The organism is Streptomyces sp. NPDC005496 (assembly GCF_042872045.1).
Classification (GTDB): domain Bacteria; phylum Actinomycetota; class Actinomycetes; order Streptomycetales; family Streptomycetaceae; genus Streptomyces.
On sequence record NZ_JBIAJQ010000004.1, the window covers coordinates 461,494 to 478,875 of the forward strand.

At 71.7% G+C, this 17,382-nt stretch carries 16 protein-coding genes; 9 read left to right on the plus strand and 7 right to left on the minus strand.

Translation table 11 applies throughout. From position 1 onward, the window contains the following. Positions 1-8: 8 nt before the first annotated feature. Positions 9-1,187, plus strand: a complete 1,179-nt coding sequence (locus ACFYQQ_RS14555) for a methyltransferase (protein ID WP_355793413.1) — start codon at positions 9-11, stop codon at positions 1,185-1,187. A gap of 181 nt (positions 1,188-1,368) precedes the next feature. Here the strand turns inward: ACFYQQ_RS14555 and ACFYQQ_RS14560 are convergent, their stop codons facing one another. Next, entirely contained in the window at positions 1,369-2,220 is an 852-nt protein-coding gene (locus ACFYQQ_RS14560; RefSeq protein ID WP_355793411.1) for a class II fructose-bisphosphate aldolase, read from the minus strand. A 33-nt stretch (positions 2,221-2,253) separates the two neighbouring features. Further along, positions 2,254-3,144: a sugar isomerase gene (locus ACFYQQ_RS14565; RefSeq protein ID WP_356165724.1), complete on the minus strand. Its 891-nt coding sequence runs from the start codon at positions 3,142-3,144 to the stop codon at positions 2,254-2,256. A 122-nt stretch (positions 3,145-3,266) separates the two neighbouring features. Here ACFYQQ_RS14565 and ACFYQQ_RS14570 point away from each other — a divergent pair, with 122 nt between their 5' ends. The 3 genes from ACFYQQ_RS14570 to ACFYQQ_RS14580 all read left to right on the plus strand — a co-directional run bounded on the left by ACFYQQ_RS14570 (position 3,267) and on the right by ACFYQQ_RS14580 (position 6,376). Then, positions 3,267-4,046, plus strand: coding sequence for a DeoR/GlpR family DNA-binding transcription regulator (locus ACFYQQ_RS14570; protein ID WP_356238430.1), 780 nt, complete (start codon positions 3,267-3,269; stop codon positions 4,044-4,046). A gap of 88 nt (positions 4,047-4,134) precedes the next feature. Beyond that, entirely contained in the window at positions 4,135-5,298 is a 1,164-nt protein-coding gene (locus tag ACFYQQ_RS14575) for an MFS transporter (protein WP_388904784.1), read from the plus strand. 295 nt (positions 5,299-5,593) lie between these two features. Next, a complete protein-coding gene (locus ACFYQQ_RS14580; protein ID WP_355782257.1) occupies positions 5,594-6,376 on the plus strand; it encodes a maleylpyruvate isomerase family mycothiol-dependent enzyme in 783 nt (260 codons plus the stop codon). A gap of 61 nt (positions 6,377-6,437) precedes the next feature. On the opposite strand, the gene ACFYQQ_RS14585 is transcribed toward ACFYQQ_RS14580, so the two are convergent. Beyond that, positions 6,438-6,848 carry a MarR family transcriptional regulator gene (locus ACFYQQ_RS14585; RefSeq protein ID WP_355782259.1) on the minus strand — a complete coding sequence of 137 codons (411 nt, stop codon included), beginning with the start codon at positions 6,846-6,848 and terminating at the stop codon, positions 6,438-6,440. Positions 6,849-6,933: 85 nt separating this feature from the next. Here ACFYQQ_RS14585 and ACFYQQ_RS14590 point away from each other — a divergent pair, with 85 nt between their 5' ends. Then, positions 6,934-8,436, plus strand: a complete 1,503-nt coding sequence (locus tag ACFYQQ_RS14590) for an MFS transporter (protein ID WP_355782262.1) — start codon at positions 6,934-6,936, stop codon at positions 8,434-8,436. 198 nt (positions 8,437-8,634) lie between these two features. Beyond that, positions 8,635-8,901 carry a DUF6332 family protein gene (locus ACFYQQ_RS14595; RefSeq protein WP_355782265.1) on the plus strand — a complete coding sequence of 89 codons (267 nt, stop codon included), beginning with the start codon at positions 8,635-8,637 and terminating at the stop codon, positions 8,899-8,901. Here ACFYQQ_RS14595 and ACFYQQ_RS14600 read toward each other — a convergent pair. The 3 genes from ACFYQQ_RS14600 to ACFYQQ_RS14610 form a co-directional block, all read right to left on the minus strand. Then, entirely contained in the window at positions 8,862-9,527 is a 666-nt protein-coding gene (locus ACFYQQ_RS14600; protein WP_355782267.1) for a response regulator transcription factor, read from the minus strand. The two genes, ACFYQQ_RS14595 and ACFYQQ_RS14600, sit on opposite strands and share 40 nt — an antisense overlap. Next, the gene (locus tag ACFYQQ_RS14605) at positions 9,524-10,762 is read right to left on the minus strand and encodes a sensor histidine kinase (protein WP_355782271.1); all 1,239 of its coding nucleotides are present in this window, start codon (positions 10,760-10,762) and stop codon (positions 9,524-9,526) included. The genes ACFYQQ_RS14600 and ACFYQQ_RS14605 overlap by 4 nt, the downstream gene beginning before the upstream one ends. A gap of 200 nt (positions 10,763-10,962) precedes the next feature. After that, the gene (locus ACFYQQ_RS14610) at positions 10,963-11,664 is read right to left on the minus strand and encodes a TetR/AcrR family transcriptional regulator (RefSeq protein ID WP_355782274.1); all 702 of its coding nucleotides are present in this window, start codon (positions 11,662-11,664) and stop codon (positions 10,963-10,965) included. A 972-nt stretch (positions 11,665-12,636) separates the two neighbouring features. On the opposite strand from ACFYQQ_RS14610, the gene ACFYQQ_RS14615 reads away from it, so the two are divergent. Further along, on the plus strand, positions 12,637-13,089 hold the full coding sequence (locus ACFYQQ_RS14615; RefSeq protein ID WP_355782277.1) for a nitroreductase family deazaflavin-dependent oxidoreductase: 453 nt from the start codon (positions 12,637-12,639) through the stop codon (positions 13,087-13,089). Between the two features lie 354 nt (positions 13,090-13,443). Here ACFYQQ_RS14615 and ACFYQQ_RS14620 read toward each other — a convergent pair whose 3' ends face one another. Then, positions 13,444-14,664, minus strand: coding sequence for a geranylgeranyl reductase family protein (locus ACFYQQ_RS14620; protein ID WP_355782280.1), 1,221 nt, complete (start codon positions 14,662-14,664; stop codon positions 13,444-13,446). 238 nt (positions 14,665-14,902) lie between these two features. Between ACFYQQ_RS14620 and ACFYQQ_RS14625 the strand changes: the two genes are divergently transcribed. Then, positions 14,903-16,258 (plus strand): dipeptidase, encoded by a 1,356-nt coding sequence (locus tag ACFYQQ_RS14625; protein WP_355782282.1) that lies wholly within the window; start codon positions 14,903-14,905, stop codon positions 16,256-16,258. 208 nt (positions 16,259-16,466) lie between these two features. Further along, the gene (locus ACFYQQ_RS14630) at positions 16,467-17,183 is read left to right on the plus strand and encodes an MBL fold metallo-hydrolase (protein ID WP_355783215.1); all 717 of its coding nucleotides are present in this window, start codon (positions 16,467-16,469) and stop codon (positions 17,181-17,183) included. Positions 17,184-17,382 lie beyond the last annotated feature (199 nt).

Genomic DNA, 17,382 nt, shown 5'->3' on the forward strand with positions numbered 1-17,382 from the left:
GGGGCACGATGAACGACCGGATGGCCACACCCTGGGGCGAGCTCACGCTGGCCCGCTTCCCCGAGGACCCCCGCGACAGGCTGCGTGCCTGGGACGCGTCCGACGCCTATCTCCTGCGGCACCTCGCGGCGAGCGGCACCTCCCTGTCCGGGTCGGTGGTCGTGGTCGGCGACCGGTGGGGCGCGCTGGTCACGGCGCTCGCGTCACACCGGCCGGTGCAGATCACCGACTCCTACCTGGCACGGGAGGCGACCCGGGCGAACCTGCGGCGCAACGGCGTCGACGAGGACGCCGTGCGCCTCCTGACCACCCGGGACACGCCCCCCGACCGCATCGACGTCCTGCTCGTCCACGTGCCCAAGAGCCTGGCGCTGCTGGAGGACCAGCTGCACCGGCTGGCGCCCGCCCTGCACGAGGGGACGGTCGTCGTCGGCACCGGCATGGTCAAGGAGATCCACACCTCGACGCTGCGCCTGTTCGAGCGGATCATCGGCCCGACGCGTACGTCGCTCGCGGAGCAGAAGGCCCGGCTCGTCCTCAGCACCCCGGCGCCGGGGCTGGTACGGACCGCCAATCCGTGGCCCTACCGCTACGAACTCCCGGACGGCGTCGGCGTGGTGTCCGGTCGGACCGTCGTGAACCACGCGGGAGTGTTCTGCGCCGACCGGCTCGACATCGGCACCCGCTTCTTCCTCCAGCACCTTCCGCGCACCCGCGACGCCGAGCGCGTCGTCGACCTCGGCTGCGGCAACGGGGTCGTGGGGACGGCGGTCGCGCTGGCCAACCCGCGCGCGCATGTGCTGTTCGTCGACGAGTCGTACCAGGCGGTGGCGTCCGCCGAGGCGACCTACCGGGAGAACACGCGGGGCCCCGGACAGCCGGAGAGCTCACCGGCGCCCTCGGGCTCGGCGGAGTTCCTCGTCGGGGACGGCCTGACCGACGTACCGAACGGGAGCGTCGACGTCGTCCTCACCAACCCGCCCTTCCACTCCCACCAGGCGACGACCGACGCCATCGCCTGGCGGATGTTCACCGGAGCACGGCGCGCGCTGCGTCCCGGCGGTGAGCTGTGGGTGATCGGCAACCGCCACCTCGGGTACCACCTCAAGCTGCGGCGGCTGTTCGGCAACAGCGAACTCGTCGCGAGCGACGCGAAGTTCGTGGTGCTCAAAGCGGTCAGGAAGTAGCGCTCCGCGGGCCCGGGGCGAGGCTCCCGGCTCCCGCCGCGGGGGCTGCCGAGCGGGTGCGACGTCCGGGCGGTCCTGTCCGGGGGCACCGGTGCGTGTCAGCCCTCCAGAGGGCGGAAACCGGGCAGCTCGGCCCGGACCGCGGCGACCCCGGGGCGCGGCCGGCACGCACACGGGACGCTCACGTCCGCAGCACGCCGATGAGGTGCGCCACCGTCCGCGCCATGGCCTCCCGCCCCGCGCCGAGGTACGCGCGCGAGTCCACCGCCTCGGGGCGGGCGGTGAGGAACTCCCTGATGGCGCCGGTCATGGCGAGGTTCAGCGCCGTTCCGATGTTGACCTTGGCGATGCCTCCGGCGACGGCCGAAGCGAGTTCGTCGTCCGGGACCCCGGAGGAGCCGTGCAGCACGAGGGGCACGTCGAGGGCCGCGGCGAGGCGTTTGAGCAGTTCGTGGTCGAGGGCCGCGGTGCGGGTGGTCATCGCGTGCGAACTGCCGACCGCGACGGCCAGCGCGTCCACGCCGGAGTCCGCCACGAAGGCCCGCGCCTCGGCGGGGTCGGTGCGGGCACCGGGTGCGTGCGCGTCGAGGGCCGGTTCGCCTCCCTTGCCCCCGACCTTGCCCAACTCCGCCTCGATCCACAGCCCTTGGGCGTGTGCCCAGTCGGCGGCGGCGCGGGTGGCGGCGAGATTCTCCTCGTACGGCAGCCGGGCGGCGTCGTACATCACGGAGCTGAACCCTGCGTCGGCGGCCTGACGCAGGAGCGCGTCACCCTGCACGTGGTCCAGGTGGAGCGCGACGGGCACCGCGGCGCGCTCGGCCGCCGCGGTCGCGGCACGGGCGAGCGGGAGCACCCGTCCGTACCGGAACTTCACGGCGTTCTCGCTGACTTGAAGGACGACGGGTGCGTCCACGGACTCGGCGCCCGCGATGACGGCTTCGACGTGTTCCAGCGTGATGATGTTGAACGCGGCGACGGCGGTCCGCTCCCGGACGGCGGCGGTGATCAGGTCACCGGTGGCTGCGAGTGGCACAACTCCTCCTTCTGCGCGGGCGGTCGTGCCGGTTCAGCGGGCGTCCGGCTGGAGGATCACCGAGCGGGTGAGGTGGCGGGGCCGGTCCGGGTCGAGCCCGCGGGCGGCGGCGACCGCGACGGCGAGACGCTGGGCGCGGACGAGTTCGGCCAGCGGGTCGAGACGGCCGGCCACCCACCGGGCGCCGGTCCCCCGCACCTGCTCGGCCAGACCCTCGGGGGCCTCGCCGAGCATCCAGGTGGCCGTGCCGTGGGTGGAGACGCTGATGGGGCCGTGCCGGTACTCCATCGCCGGGTAGGCCTCCGTCCAGGCCAGTGAGGCCTCACGCATCTTCAGTCCGGCCTCGCTGGCCAGCCCGACGGTCCAGCCGCGGCCGAGGAAGGTGAACTGCGCGCAGTCGACCAGCCCTTCGGGCAGCGGGGTGTCGAGCGCGGTGGCCGCGTCGGCCACGACGGCGTCCGTGTGCAGTCCGAGGTGGGCGCGGAGCAGGGTGAGCGCGGTGGTGGCGAACCGGGTCTGCACGACCGACCGCTCGTCCGCGAAGGCGAGCACCACGACGTCGTCGGCCGCCTCCATGACGGGTGTCCCGGGGTCGGCCGTGACAGCCGTGGTGCGCGTCGCGCCCTTGAGGCGGCCGAGGAGTTCGAGCACCTCGGTGGTGGTTCCGGACCTGGTGAGCGCGACGACGCGGTCGTACGCGCGGCCGTACGGGAACTCCGACGCGGCGAACGCGTCGGTCTCACCCTGCCCGGACCGCTCACGCAGCGCGGCGGCGGCCTGGGCCATGAAGAGGGAGGTGCCGCACCCGACGATCGCGACCCGCTCCCCCGGCGCGGGCAGCGCGGCGCCGTGCCCGGGGGCCTGCTCGGCGGCCCGGGCCCAGCACTCGGGCTGGCTGGTCAGCTCGTTCTCGACATGGGTCATGCCGTACCCCTCCCGCAGATGCAGTTTCGTGCAAGATAGCGCGCCTTTTCGAGCAACATCAAGCATTCAAGCGCCGCATAGGTGCGTTAGGGTCGCGGAGGAACGAGGAACGGAGAGTGCGGATGTCGCGCGACGCCCGCTGGAAGACGCTGCTGGAACTGCTCGTGGAGCGGGGCCGGCTGGACGTCGAGGAGGCCGCGGCGGAGCTGGAGGTGTCGGCGGCGACGATCCGGCGCGACTTCGACCAGCTCGCGGAACAGCAGATGCTCGTCCGCACCCGTGGCGGGGCGGTCGTGCACGGGGTCTCCTACGAACTGCCGCTGCGCTACAAGACCGCCCGGCGCGCCTCGGAGAAGCAGCGGATCGCGAGGGCGGTCGCCGACCTCGTGGCACCCGGCGAGGCGGTGGGCCTGACCGGCGGCACGACCACCACGGAGGTGGCCCGCGCGCTGGCCGTGCGCCCCGACCTCGCGTCCGGGTCCCCCGCGCTGACCGTGGTGACGAACGCGCTCAACATCGCCAACGAGCTCGCCGTACGGCCCCAGTTCAAGATCGTGGTGACGGGCGGGGTCGCCCGCCCCTCCTCGTACGAGCTCGTCGGCCCGCTCGCGGACGGCGTGCTCGGCCAGATCACCGTCGACGTCGCGGTGCTCGGCGTGGTCGCCTTCGACGCCACGCACGGGGCGGCGGCGCACGACGAGGCGGAGGCCGCGATCAACCGCCTGCTGTGCGAGCGCGCCGAGCGCGTCATCGTCGCCGCGGACTCCAGCAAGCTGGGACAGCGGGCGTTCGCCCGGATCTGCGCGGCCGACGCGGTGGGCACGCTCGTCACCGACGCCGGGGCCGACGAGGCGACGGTACGGCGGTTCCAGGACGTGGGCCTCGAGGTCCTCGTGGTCTGAATCCGGCCACTTCCCCCTGTACGTGTGGCAGGCAGGCACCTACCCTGACTTTGTGCCGCTAATAAACAAACTGTCCTCGCACAGCGTCGTGCCGGGCAACGACCTGACCCGGCTCCGCCTCGCCATCACCGCCTTCTTCGCCCTCGACGGTTTCGTCTTCGCCGGCTGGGTCGTGCGCATCCCGGCCATCAAGGAGCAGACCGGCGCCTCGGCCAGCTCACTCGGGCTCGCGCTGCTGGGGGTTTCCGCCGGGGCGGTGATCACGATGATGCTCACCGGCCGACTGTGCCGCCGCTTCGGCAGCCATCCGGTGACGGTGGTCTGCGGTGTCCTCCTCGCACTCAGCGTCGCCCTGCCACCGCTCACCCATTCCGCCCTGACCCTCGGTGCCGTCCTGCTCGTCTTCGGCGCCGCTTACGGCTGCATCAACGTCGCGATGAACAGCGCGGCCGTCGACCTGGTGGCCGCGCTCCGGCGGCCGGTGATGCCCGGCTTCCACGCGGCCTTCAGCCTGGGCGGGATGCTCGGAGCCGGTCTCGGCGGGCTGGTGGCCGCCCACCTGTCCCCCACCCGCCATCTGCTCGGCCTCACCGCGATCGGACTCCTCGTCACGGCGGTCGCCGGGCGTACGCTGCTGCGCCAGGAACCGCCGGTACCCCCCGACCGCACGGACGCCGAGCAGAAGGCGCCCCGCCGCCTCGACGGACGTACCCGCGGACTCGTCGCGATCTTCGGCCTCATCGCGCTCTGCACCGCGTACGGCGAGGGAGCACTCGCCGACTGGGGCGCGCTCCACCTGGAGCAGGACCTCGACGCGCACCCCGGTGTGGCGGCGGCCGGCTACTCCTGCTTCGCACTGGCCATGACCATCGGGCGGCTGAGCGGTACGACGCTCCTCGAACGGCTCGGCCGGACCCGGACCCTGATGGCGGGCGGCACGACGGCCATGCTGGGCATGCTGGTCGGCTCGCTCGCCCCGTCGGTGTGGGCGGCGCTGCTCGGCTTCGCGGTCACCGGCCTCGGGCTCGCCAACATCTTCCCGGTGGCCGTCGACCGCGCCGGCGCGCTCGCGGGCCCGACCGGCGTCGCCGCCGCGTCCACGCTGGGCTACGGGGGCATGCTGCTCGGGCCGCCCGCGATCGGTTTCATGGCCGACTGGTACTCGCTGCCCGCGGCGCTCACGAGCGTGGCGGTACTGGCGGGAATCGCGGCGCTGATCGGATTCGCCACACGCCGGGTGACGGTCGCCTGACGGCCGGCGCTGCCGCAGCCCAGGAGCGCAGGTCCGGCCCGCCTCTCGGCGGCGGCGGCGCTCGACCGCGGCCGGCCCGGTCTTCGACGGGGTGGACCGGAGGGCAGACCGTTGGTGAGTCGACTGACGCGCCTCAGGCGAACGGGTGCGTCAGCGCCTTCCCCGTAACCGACGTCATACGGAACGGCGGCAGGGCTCGGCCGGGCCGCCGCGGAAAGTTCATGTTCTTGCCGCTCCCTGCGGGCGCCCACCACTCGCTTCCCCTCAACGGCACTCCATCCGGCACACTCACCGCATGGAGATTGCGCAGTTCTTGGAAACCCTCGACCGCGAGGGGCAGTTGCTGGCGGCCGCCGCCGGGCGGGCCGGTTCCAAGGCCAAGGTCCCGACCTGCCCGGACTGGCAGGTACGCGACCTCCTTCGGCACACCGGCATGGTGCACCGCTGGGCGACGGCATTCGTCGCCGAACGGCACACGAGCTACCAGCCCGACGCCGGCCTGCCCGACCTGGACGGCGACGAGCTCCTGACCTGGTTCCGCGAGGGCCATCGGCGGCTCGTCGACACACTCGCCGCCGCTCCGCCCGACACCGAGTGCTGGAGTTTCATGCCGGCCCCTTCGCCACTGGCGTTCTGGGCGCGGCGCCAGGCCCACGAGACCACCGTGCACCGGGTCGACGCCGAGTCGGCGCTGGGCACCGGATCGAGCGCGGTCGGCACGAATCCAGGGGCGATCGGCACGAACTCCTCGCCGGTCGCAACGGACTTCGCACTGGACGGCATCGACGAGTTGCTGGGCGGATTCCACAACCGCGGCAAGAGCAAGGTGCGTTCGGAGGAGCCCCGCACGCTGAGAGTGCGGGCGACCGACGCCGAGGACGCCGCGTGGACCGTACGGCTGTCGCCGGAGCCGCCCGTGATCGAACGGGGAGCGGACGGACACGTCGACTGCGAACTCGTAGGTCCCGCCGACCAGTTGTACCTCTCACTGTGGAACCGTCGGCCGTTCCCCGAAGTGACGGGCGACGCCGAGGTGGCGGCGCTGTGGCGGGAGACGTCGGCGGTCACCTGGAACTGATCCCCTGAATTGCCCCCTGCGACCTGTATGCGGAAGCTACGGGCTCGAAGGGGCGGCAGGTTCAGGAGCAGTCGGTGGCGCCGCCCGCGAGCATCCGGTGCAGCACCGCGCGCTGCACCGGCAGCACCTCGTCGTGCAGTGCGCGGCCCCGCGGTGTGAGCGCCACACTGACCCCCCGGCGGTCCTCCGGACACACGCACCGCGTGACATGTCCGTCCTTCTCCAGGCGGCCGATCAGCCGGGACAGCGCACTCTGACTCAGGTGCACCCGCTCGGAGATCTCCTGCACGCGATACGAAGGGCCGCCGCCCGACGCCGTGCCCGCGGCCAGTACGTCGAGCACCTCGAAGTCGCTGGCGCCCAAGCCGTACGGATGGAGCTCGCGGTCGAGTTCGCACAGGGTGCGCGCATGCACCGCGAGGATGTCCCGCCACCGGTCCACGAGCACGTGCTCGGCCTTCTTCGCCGCCATGGCCGCACCGTAGCAAAGAACCGACTTTGTTGCATCGGAATTAAATGCACTTGCATTGGATGCGCGTGCATGTAGTGTCGTCGGCATGACCTCTCCGCTCACCACCCCCGCGTCCCAGGGAAGCTGGACGCCCCGGCTGTGGGGCACCCTGCTGGTGCTCTGCGCCGCGATGTTCCTGGACGCGCTGGACGTGTCGATGGTCGGCGTCGCCCTGCCGTCCATCGGTTCCGAACTCGACCTCTCCACGTCGACGCTGCAATGGATCGTCAGCGGCTACATCCTGGGATACGGCGGACTCCTCCTCCTCGGCGGACGCACCGCCGACCTCCTGGGCCGCCGCCAGGTCTTCCTGGTCGCCCTCGGCGTCTTCGCGCTCGCGTCGCTGCTCGGCGGACTCGTCGACTCGGGCCCGCTGCTCATCGCCAGCCGCTTCATCAAGGGGCTGAGCGCCGCGTTCACCGCGCCGGCGGGACTGTCCATCATCACCACGACCTTCGCCGAGGGCCCGCTGCGCAACCGCGCGCTCTCGATCTACACCACCTGCGCGGCCACCGGCTTCTCCATGGGGCTCGTGCTCTCCGGTCTCCTCACCGAGGCGAGCTGGCGGCTGACCATGCTGCTGCCCGCCCCGATCGCCGTCGTCGCACTGATCGCGGGCCTGCGGCTCATCCCGCGCAGCGAACGCGAGAGGGACCACCGCGGCTACGACATCCCGGGCGCCGTCCTCGGCACCGCCGCGATGCTGCTGCTCGTCTTCACCGTCGTCCAGGCGCCCGAGGTGGGCTGGGGCACTGCCCGCACGCTGCTCTCCTTCGCCGCCGTCGCCGTGCTGCTCTCCGTGTTCGTCGCCGTCGAACGCCGCAGCCCCAGCCCGCTCATCCGGCTCGGCGTCCTCCGCTCGGGCAGCCAGATCCGCGCCCAGCTCGGCGCGATGGCGTTCTTCGGCTCGTACGTCGGCTTCCAGTTCATGGTGACGCTGTACATGCAGTCGCTGCTCGGCTGGTCGGCGCTGCACACCGCACTCGCCTTCCTGCCCGCCGGCGCGCTGGTCGCCCTGTCCTCGACGAAGGTCGGTTCCGTCGTCGACCGGTTCGGCACCCCGCGCCTCATCGCGGTCGGCTTCGCCCTGATGGTCGTCGGCTACGCCCTGTTCCTCCGCGTCGACCTCGACCCCGTCTACGCGGCCGTCATCCTGCCGACGATGCTGCTGATCGGCGCGGCCTGCGCCCTCGTCTTCCCGTCGCTCAACATCCAGGCGACGAACGGCGTGGAGGACCACGAGCAGGGCATGGTCTCCGGCCTGCTGAACACCTCGGTCCAGGTGGGCGGCGCCATCTTCCTGGCCGTGGTGACGGCGGTGGTGACCGCGAGTTCGTCCGAGGGTTCCTCCCCCGAGGCGGTCCTCGACAGCTACCGCTCGGGGCTGGTCGTCGTCACGGGTATCGCTCTCGCGGGCTTGATCGTCACGCTCACCGGCCTGCGGGCCCCGCGTTCGCGGGAGACGATCCTGGTCGCCCGCTCCCCGCACGAGGAGCCCGCGGAGGCAGCCAAGCAGACGGAGGAGGCGCGGGTGGCGGTCGTCGACTGAGTCCGCACCCGCACCCTCGACCGGGTGCCAGGCGATGCCTTCCTCGACTCGGTGCCGACCGGCGACTCGGTGCCATGCGATGCCCTCCCTCGACTCGGTGCCGACCGGCGACTCGGCACCGACCGATGCCTTCCCTCAACTCGGCGCGCCCGACGGACAGTTCTTGTCTGTCGGGCGTACGCCTGTTTGACTGGATGTATGGGGAAACGCACGCAGGCGGAGCGGGACGCGATGACGGTCGAGATCGGGTACGCGCTGTTCGCCGGTGCCGTGCTGGCCGGCGCCGCCTTCATGGCAGTCGCGCACGCGCTCCCGGCGGTCTTCGGGATTTCCGGTGGACCGCTGAGGCAGACGGCGGCGGGCCTCGCGGCCGGCGTCTTCTTCGCGACCGTAGTGACGGTCCTGACCCGCTTCCCGCGGATCGGTCAGCCCAACCAGCCCGGCCGCACCAACCCCGACTCGTAGGCCAGAACGACCAGTTGGGCGCGGTCGCGCGCACCCAGCTTCACCATGGTCCGGCTGACATGCGTCTTCGCGGTCAACGGACTGACGACCAGGCGGCGGGCGATCTCGTCGTTCGACAGACCGATCCCGACCAGAGCCATCACCTCCCTTTCCCGCTCGGTGAGTTCACTCAACGCCCCCGCCGCCGCGGGCTCCTTGGAGCGGGCGGCGAACTCCGCGATCAGCCGACGGGTCACACCCGGCGACAGCAACGCGTCGCCCTCGACCACCGCCCTCACGGCACGCAGCAGTTCGTCCGGCTCGGTGTCCTTCACCAGGAAGCCGGAGGCTCCGCAGCGGATCGCCTCGAAGACGTACTCGTCCAGTTCGAAGGTGGTGAGCATGACCACCTTGACGCCCTCCAGGTCCGGGGCGTCGGTGATCCGGCGCGTGGCGGCGAGCCCGTCGAGCCGGGGCATCCGGATGTCCATCAGCACGACGTCCGGGCGCAGTTCGCGCACCTTCTCCAGCGCCTCCTCACCGTCGGCCGCCTCACCGGCCACCTCGATGTCGGGTTGCGCGTCCAGGAGCGCCTTGAATCCCGCCCTGACCAGCGACTGGTCGTCGGCGAGCAGTACGCGGATCACCTGGCCTCCTCGGATTTGAGCGGCAGTACCGCCAGTACACGGAATCCGCCTCCGGCGAGCGGGCCGGCCTCGATCGTGCCACCCAGCGCCGCCGCCCGCTCGCGCATCCCGGCGAGCCCGTTACCGCTGCCCCAGGCGTCCGCACCGGTCGCGGGCCCGTCGTCGTCGATCCGCAACCGCAACGCCCCCTCCGCCCGGTCGATCCGCACGCGCGCACTCCGCGACCCCGAGTGCCGTACGACGTTGGTGAGCGCCTCCTGCACGATGCGGAACGCCGCGAGGTCGGTACCGGGTGCCAGCGCCGGGACCCTGCCCAGCACCTCGACCGTCAGTCCGGCGCTCGCCGCCTGCTCCACGAGTTCGGGCAGCCGGTCGAGCCCCGGAGCCGGCGCGCGCGGAGCCTCACCGGGCGCCCGCAGCGTGTCGAGGACCTGCCGGACCTCGCCCAGCGCCTCCTTGCTGGCGGTCTTGATGGTGGTGAGCGCCGTACGCGCCTGTTCGGGGTCGGAGTCGAGAAGCGCGAGACCCACGCCGGCCTGGACGTTGATCACGGAGATGCTGTGCGCGAGGACGTCGTGCAGCTCGCGAGCGATCCGCAGGCGCTCCTCGTCGGCCCGCCGCCGGGCGGCCAGCGCACGCTCGGCCCGGTCACGCGCCCACTGCTCACGGCGTACGCGGGCCAGTTCCGACACCGCCACGATGGCGATGACCCAGGTCGCGGTGACGATCTCCTGACTCCACGCGGCGGGCTCGCCCCCCGCCGGCGGCAGCCAGACGTAGAGCCAGTGCGCGACCAGCACGTGCCCGACCCACAGCATCCCGACCGCCGCCCAGGCCGCCCGGCGGTGCCCGGCGACGATCGCGCCGAAGCAGCCCACCGCCACCGTGAGGAACACCGGCCCGTACGCGTACCCGGCGCCCAGATAGACCGTCGCCGCGGCGGCCGTGGCGAAGGCCGCGAACGCCGGGTAACGCTGCCGCCACAGCAGTACGCCGCAGCCCACGAGGAGCAGCACACGCGCGAATGCGTCCAGCGGCGCCCGCTCGTCCGCCTGGGCGTGGGACGCGAAGGTGCTGCCTGCGAGCACGAAGACGGTGAGCAGGAGCGTGGAACGCCACGGCCAGCGGGCACCGCGGTCCTCGTCGTCCCGGCGGCCCCACCCGGGCGGCCCGTGCCGCCACCACCGGGCTGGCCCGCCCCACGTCCGGGACCTGCGGGTGCGCTGCTCTTCCATGACGGTCACGCTAGACGCCGCAGGGCCCTCCGAGCGTCAGCCAGGCGTGGTGACCAGCCGTACTCCCGGCGGAGTACGGAGGCGGGCGTGCGCTGCGGGGCTTTGATTTTCGATGGCGATGGGCTTGTACGGGGTCGGGGGCTTCGACGGGTGGGGGATGTGACGGGTTCGGGGGCCTCGGGGCGCCCGACTGAGCGCGGTCAAGAGGGCTGGGGGTACACCAACCCGACCCCGTGCGCGAGTTGCGCCGCCGCATGCCGGAAGAAGGGGTCCCGGTCCTCGACGACACGATGGAACTGCCCGAACAGCTCGAATCCGATCAGCCCGAACAACTGCGCCCAAGCGGCGACAAGCGCCACGGCCACCTCGGGCGGCAGGTCGGGCGCGAGGTCGGCGGCCATCCGCTGCGCCTCCGTCTTCAGCTCCGCGGCCAGCGGAGGCCGGGCCACGCCCTTGCCTCGATGGGCGTCACGGACGATGCCGACGAGGAGCAGCGCCACTCGGGAGGCGGGTCGCACGGTCGTATCCGGGGCGGCGTAACCGGGCACGGGCGAACCGTAGATCAGCGCGTACTCGTGCGGATGCGCCAGCGCCCAGTCGCGTACGGCTACGCACACCGCGACCCAACGGGCCTGCGGTGCTGCGTCGGCGACTGCGGAGTGCGCCGTCTCCGCGGCCTCGCCGAGGGAGTCGTAGGCGTCGATGATCAGGGCGGTCAGCAGGTCGTCGCGGCTGGGGAAGTAGCGGTAGAGGGCGGAGGACACCATGCCGAGCTCTCGGGCGACGGCGCGCAGCGAGAGCCGGGCGGCACCCTCGGACGCGAGCTGTCTGCGCGCCTCGTCCTTGATGGCTGCGGTGACCTCGATCCTGGCCCGGGCCCTGGCGCCTCGTGCGGTACTCATGCGGGCAGTATTCCACGTTTTCAGAGCAGTGCACACAAACGAGATCAGTGCTCTCGAGGATGGGTTTTGCTTTTCGGGGCCCGCTGGAGGGGGTCTCGGGAGCGCGCGCGGGCGGACCACTGGAGCAGCGCTCTTTGTCGTGGGCACCGCTCTTCGCGGTGAGCAGTGCTATCGCGACGGCTGTGCGACTGAGGGTGCGAGCGGCGATCTCAAAAGTGAGCGCTGCTCTTCAGAGTGGGTGCCGCTCTGCGAAGCGAGCACCGCCCACCATGGCGAGCGGTGCCCTGAGGCGAACCCTGCGGCGGGACGCACCGTCCTCCGGAGGGAGCCGACCAGCGGTGGCGAGCGGCACCCACGCCCGTGAGCAGCAGATAGCGACGGACACCCTGCCGCGGCGAGCGCCGACCCGTACGGCAAGCGCCGCCCGCCCTTCAGGTGAGCGCTGCTCCGCACGGCGAGCACCGCCCTCCAGAGCGAGCACTGCTCCGCACGGCGAGCACCGTCCCCCAGGGCGAGCCCCGCTCTCTTATGTGAGCAGCGACCACCGGGGCAGTCCGACCATTCGTACGACGACGGGCGCCGCACCGCCCAACAGCGCACACCCCACACCCCAGCGATCCGCGCCCATTGGGGCTCAGAGGCGCAGGGCCCGGGGCACGGACTGGCAGAGCCGACGGTGGCGGGCGACTTGGGCTCCCCACACCACCGCCATCCCGACAGGCCAGACCCTCCCCACTCCACACTCCAGCCACAGAAGCCCCCACAAGCCCCCAGCGCACCGCCCCACCCCGCCCCGTGAACGCCTGCTCCGAACGGCGAGCATCCGCTCCGAACCGCGAGCACCCGCACCAAAACAAGAGCACCGACCACATTAGAGAGCACCGCTCTTGCTTTGGATCACCGATCTCGTACACACTGATGCCAAGCGAGAGCACTGCTCTCCCAGCGCTCTCCCCTATCCAGGAGGAACCGATGTCGTCGTCGACCCACTACCTCAAGCCGAAGGCCTTCGACAAGGCGATGAACGGCTTCATCGGATGGCTCGCACGCCACGGCGTCAGCCTCCTCGGCAGCGCCGAACTCTCCGTCCGGGGGCGCAAGAGCGGCGAGTGGCGCAAGGTCCCCGTCAACCCGCTCCCGTACGAGGGTGGCCCCTACCTCATCTCGGCCCGCGGCCACTCCGAGTGGGTCCGCAATCTCCGGGCCGCCGGCGGCGGAAAGCTTCAGGTCGGCCGCAGGACACAGGAGTTCACCGCCGTGGAGCTGCCCGACGAGGAGAAGCCGGTCGTCCTGCGCACCTACCTCAAGAAGTGGGGCTGGGAGGTCGGCCGCTTCTTCGGCGACGTCAACGTGAAGAGCAGCGACGAGGAACTTCTCGCCGCCGCTCACAAGCACCCGGTGTTCCGGATCACGGTCAAACCCTGACACATACGCGGGCGAGCCCGGTGGCCTCAACGCGTCGGCTGTGGGGTCGGTGCACCTTGCCTCGGGTTCAGTTGGACGTCCCCGCCCCGCACATAAGCGATTCGGCAGGGCGCCCAACCCTCTAGTCAAAGCCCCAGGGTCCGGGGTCAGGGCCCGGCGAGAGGCCAGGCCCCTGGCCTGAGCCTGGCAAGCAACCGCTGGCCTTCAAGGAGCCCCCGCCGGAGTCCGTCAAGGCGCCCCAGCCCTACCCTCCCGAATGGGTGCCCCTCCCGGATAACTACCGACTCTCCCTGATCAGCCCCGGCCCTCCCGAATCAGTCCCGACGCTCCTGACTCAGTCGCGACCCTCCCGGATCACTCCCCGGTCTGCCGGTCCAGCATGGTCAGGGCGCGTCCGGCCATGGGGTGGCTGCGGACCATCTCGCCGAGCGACGTGGAGCCGCGGGTGATGCCGGTGAACGCCTTCCAGGCGGGGCGGAAGCCGGTGAGCGCCGCGTGGAACACCCCGGGGCGCCGCTCGAAGGCCGCGAGCATCCGCTTGCCGACACTCATCTCGACGCCCAGCCCCGCCTTGATGGCGAAGGCGTAGTTCAGGGCCTGGCGCCGGGTGTCGACGGCGTCGTGCGCCTCGGCGATTCGTACCGCCCACTCCCCCGCGAGCCGTCCCGAGCGCAGCGCGAAGGAGATGCCCTCGCGGGTCCACGGTTCGAGGAGCCCCGCCGCGTCCCCGCACACCAGCACCCGGCCGCGGGACAGCGGAGAGTCGTCGGCGCGGCAGCGCGTCAAGTGCCCGGAGGAGATGCTCGGTTCGAAGCCGGCGAGCCCGAGCCGGGCGACGAAGTCCTCCAAGTACCGCTTGGTCGCGGCGCCTTCGCCGCGGGCGGAGATCACGCCGACGGTGAGGGTGTCCCCCTTGGGGAAGACCCAGCCGTAACTGCCGGGCATGGGGCCCCAGTCGATGAGTACCCGGCCCTTCCAGTCCTCGGCGACGGTCTCGGGCACCGGGATCTCCACCTCCAGGCCGAGGTCGACCTGGTCGAGCTTCACACCGACGTGCGCTCCTATCCGGCTGGCGCTGCCGTCCGCTCCGACGACGGCGCGGGCGAGCACCGACTCGCCGCCCTGGAGCACGACCGCGACGGTGCGCCGGTCCGGTACGGCCGACCCGTGCTGTTCGACGCGCGAGACCGTGACGCCCGTACGGAGTTCGGCGCCGGCCTTCTGCGCGTGCTCGACCAGTTGCTGGTCGAACTCCGGCCGGTTGATGAGGCCGAAGAGCATGTGCTTGGAGCGGCGGGTGCGCGCGAACTTCCCGTCCATCGAGAACGTGACCGCGTGCACCCGGTCCTGGAACGGCAGCTCGAAGCCGGGCGGCAGCGAGTCGCGGGAGGGGCCGATGATGCCGCCCCCGCACGTTTTGTAGCGGGGAAGTTCCGCCTTCTCCAGCACCAGGACGCTGCGTCCCGCGACCGCTGCCGCGTAGGCGGCCGAGGCCCCCGCGGGTCCCGCGCCCACCACGACGACGTCCCATACCTGCTGCGCGTCGTCCGCCGCCGAAGAGTTCTCGCTGCTCACGATGGTCTACTGCTCCCGATCCAGCCGCCTGCCGCACCTTTCCCCCGCATCCTACGGCGGGCATCGCCGCAGGCCACTGTGGGAGGATCGGCAGCGTATGCGCCCTGCACACCAGTTACGCGCGTACACCCCGGGGGACACCGCAGAACAACCCGCACAAGGTCCACAACTCGTACACCGTACGTCGCGTACACCCCGTACGCCGAAGTACGACGTCGCACCCACAAGGAGCGTGCCCATGTCGTCGAATCCGGTCGCCGAGACCGTCGCCTCGCTGATGCCCAGGGCGAAGGCGGAGCTCACCGAGCTGGTGGCCTTCAAGTCGGTGGCGGACTTCGACCAGTACCCGAGGAGTGAGAGCGAGAGTGCCGCCAACTGGGTCGCGGACGCGCTGCGCGCCGAGGGTTTCCAGGACGTGGCCCTGCTCGACACCCCCGACGGCACGCAGTCGGTGTACGGCTTCCTGCCCGGTCCCGAGGGCGCGAAGACGGTCCTGCTGTACGCGCACTACGACGTGCAGCCGCCGCTGGACGAGGCCGCCTGGGCGACGCCGCCGTTCGAGCTGACGGAGCGCGACGGCCGCTGGTACGGACGAGGGAGCGCCGACTGCAAGGGGGGCGTGATCATGCACCTGCTCGCCCTGCGCGCGCTGAAGGCGAACGGGGGTGTCCCCGTGCACGTCAAGGTGATCGCCGAAGGGTCCGAGGAGCAGGGCACGGGGGGTCTGGAGCGGTACGCCGAGGAGCACCCGGAGCTGCTGACGGCCGACACCATCGTCATCGGCGACTCCGGAAACTTCCGGGTGGGGCTGCCGACGGTCACCTCGACGCTCCGCGGCATGACCCTCGTACGCGTCCAGGTCGACACGCTGGAGGGGAACCTGCACTCCGGACAGTTCGGCGGCGCGGCCCCGGACGCGCTCGGGGCGCTGATCCGGGCGCTGGACTCGCTGCGCGCGGAGGACGGTTCGACCACCGTCGACGGGCTCGCGGGTGACGCGCGGTGGGACGGGCTCCAGTACGACGAGGAGAATTTCCGCAAGGACGCGAAGGTGCTCGACGGGGTTCACCTGATCGGGTCCGGTACGGTCGCGGACCGCATCTGGGCGCGTCCGGCCGTCACCGTTCTCGGCATCGACTGTCCGCCGGTGGTCGGCGCGACGCCGTCCGTGCAGGCCGGCGCCCGTGCGCTGGTGAGCCTGCGAGTGCCGCCGGGCGTCGACGCGGCCGAGGCCACCAAGCTGCTGCAGGCCCATCTGGAGGCCCACACGCCGTGGGGTGCCCGCCTGCGGACGGAGCAGATCGGCCAGGGCCAGGCGTTCCAGGCGGACACCGCCAGCCCGGCGTACGCCGCGATGGCCGAGGCCATGGCGGTCGCCTACCCGGGCGAGGAGATGCAGTACGCCGGTCAGGGCGGCTCCATCCCGCTGTGCAACACCCTGGCGTCGCTGTACCCGGAGGCGGAGATCCTGCTCATCGGGCTCAGCGAGCCGGAGGCGCAGATCCACGCCGTGAACGAGAGCGTGTCCCCCGAGGAGCTGGAGCGACTGTCCGTGGCGGAGGCGCTGTTCCTGCGGAACTACGCGGCGAGCTGAGCCGAGCCGATCGCGCGGGAGCCACGCCGACGCCAGCAAGTTGAGCGGTCGTGAGCATCGGGCGCCCCCGGCAGACAGCTCTTGCGAAGCCCCTCTGCTCTGAGCAGAGGGGCTTCGCCATGCACTTCACGCTCTCTACGGTCTCTCCAGGGACAGGGACAGGGACAGGGACAGGTACAGGTACAGGGACTTGGATATGGCTAGGGACATGGATGTCGTGGAGATCCTTCCCCGGCTCCTCATGCTCCGGTTTCCCGTCGGTCAGGCCTATCTGTGGTGCGACGGGGACGAGTTGACGCTGATCGACGCCGGGCCGTCGGGTTCGGCCGCCCGGATCGCCGAGGCGGTCACCGGCACCGGACGCAGTGTCCGTGACGTACGGCGCATCGTCCTGACCCATTTCCACGAGGATCACGCGGACGGGGCGGGCGAGTTCGCCGCGCTGAGCGGTGCCGCCGTGCTGGCTCATCCGCTGGACGCCCGTGTCGTACGCGGCGAAGTCCCGGAACCGTCACCGGTGTTCGAGGACTGGGAGCGTCCGATCCACGCGCGAGCGAGCGAACTGCTGCCGCCGCGGCCCGCGAACCCGGCCCGTCCCCCGAGCGTCACCGAGGTGACGGACGGCGGCGTCCTCGACTTCGGCGGCGGCGCCCACGTCGTACACGCGCCCGGCCACACCGACGGCAGCATCGCGCTCCATCTCCCCGAACACGGGGTGCTGTTCACCGGGGACGCGGTCGCGGCGTCCCCGCTGGACGGCAGCGTGATGCTAGGCGTGTTCAACCTGGACCGATCCCGGGCCGTCGCCTCCTTCCAACGGCTGGCGACCCTCGACGTTGACGTGGCTTGCTTCGGGCACGGTGATCCGGTGGTCGGGCACGCGTCGGCGGCACTACGGGCGTCGGCGGGCACGTACAGCCGGTAAGACATCAACGCTCTGCGGGCACTCACCCGCCGGAGGACGTGTCCCCCGCAATCTCGCTCCAACCGCCGCGCCGGCGGCTTATATGATCCATTTGCGAGACGGGCCAGGCTTCGAGTGCGCGGCCTGCGTCTTTTCGGGACACGCAGGGCGCGTCAGGTCAGGGGCGGTCCCACCGAGCCGTCCTTCCCTGACTCCTGGA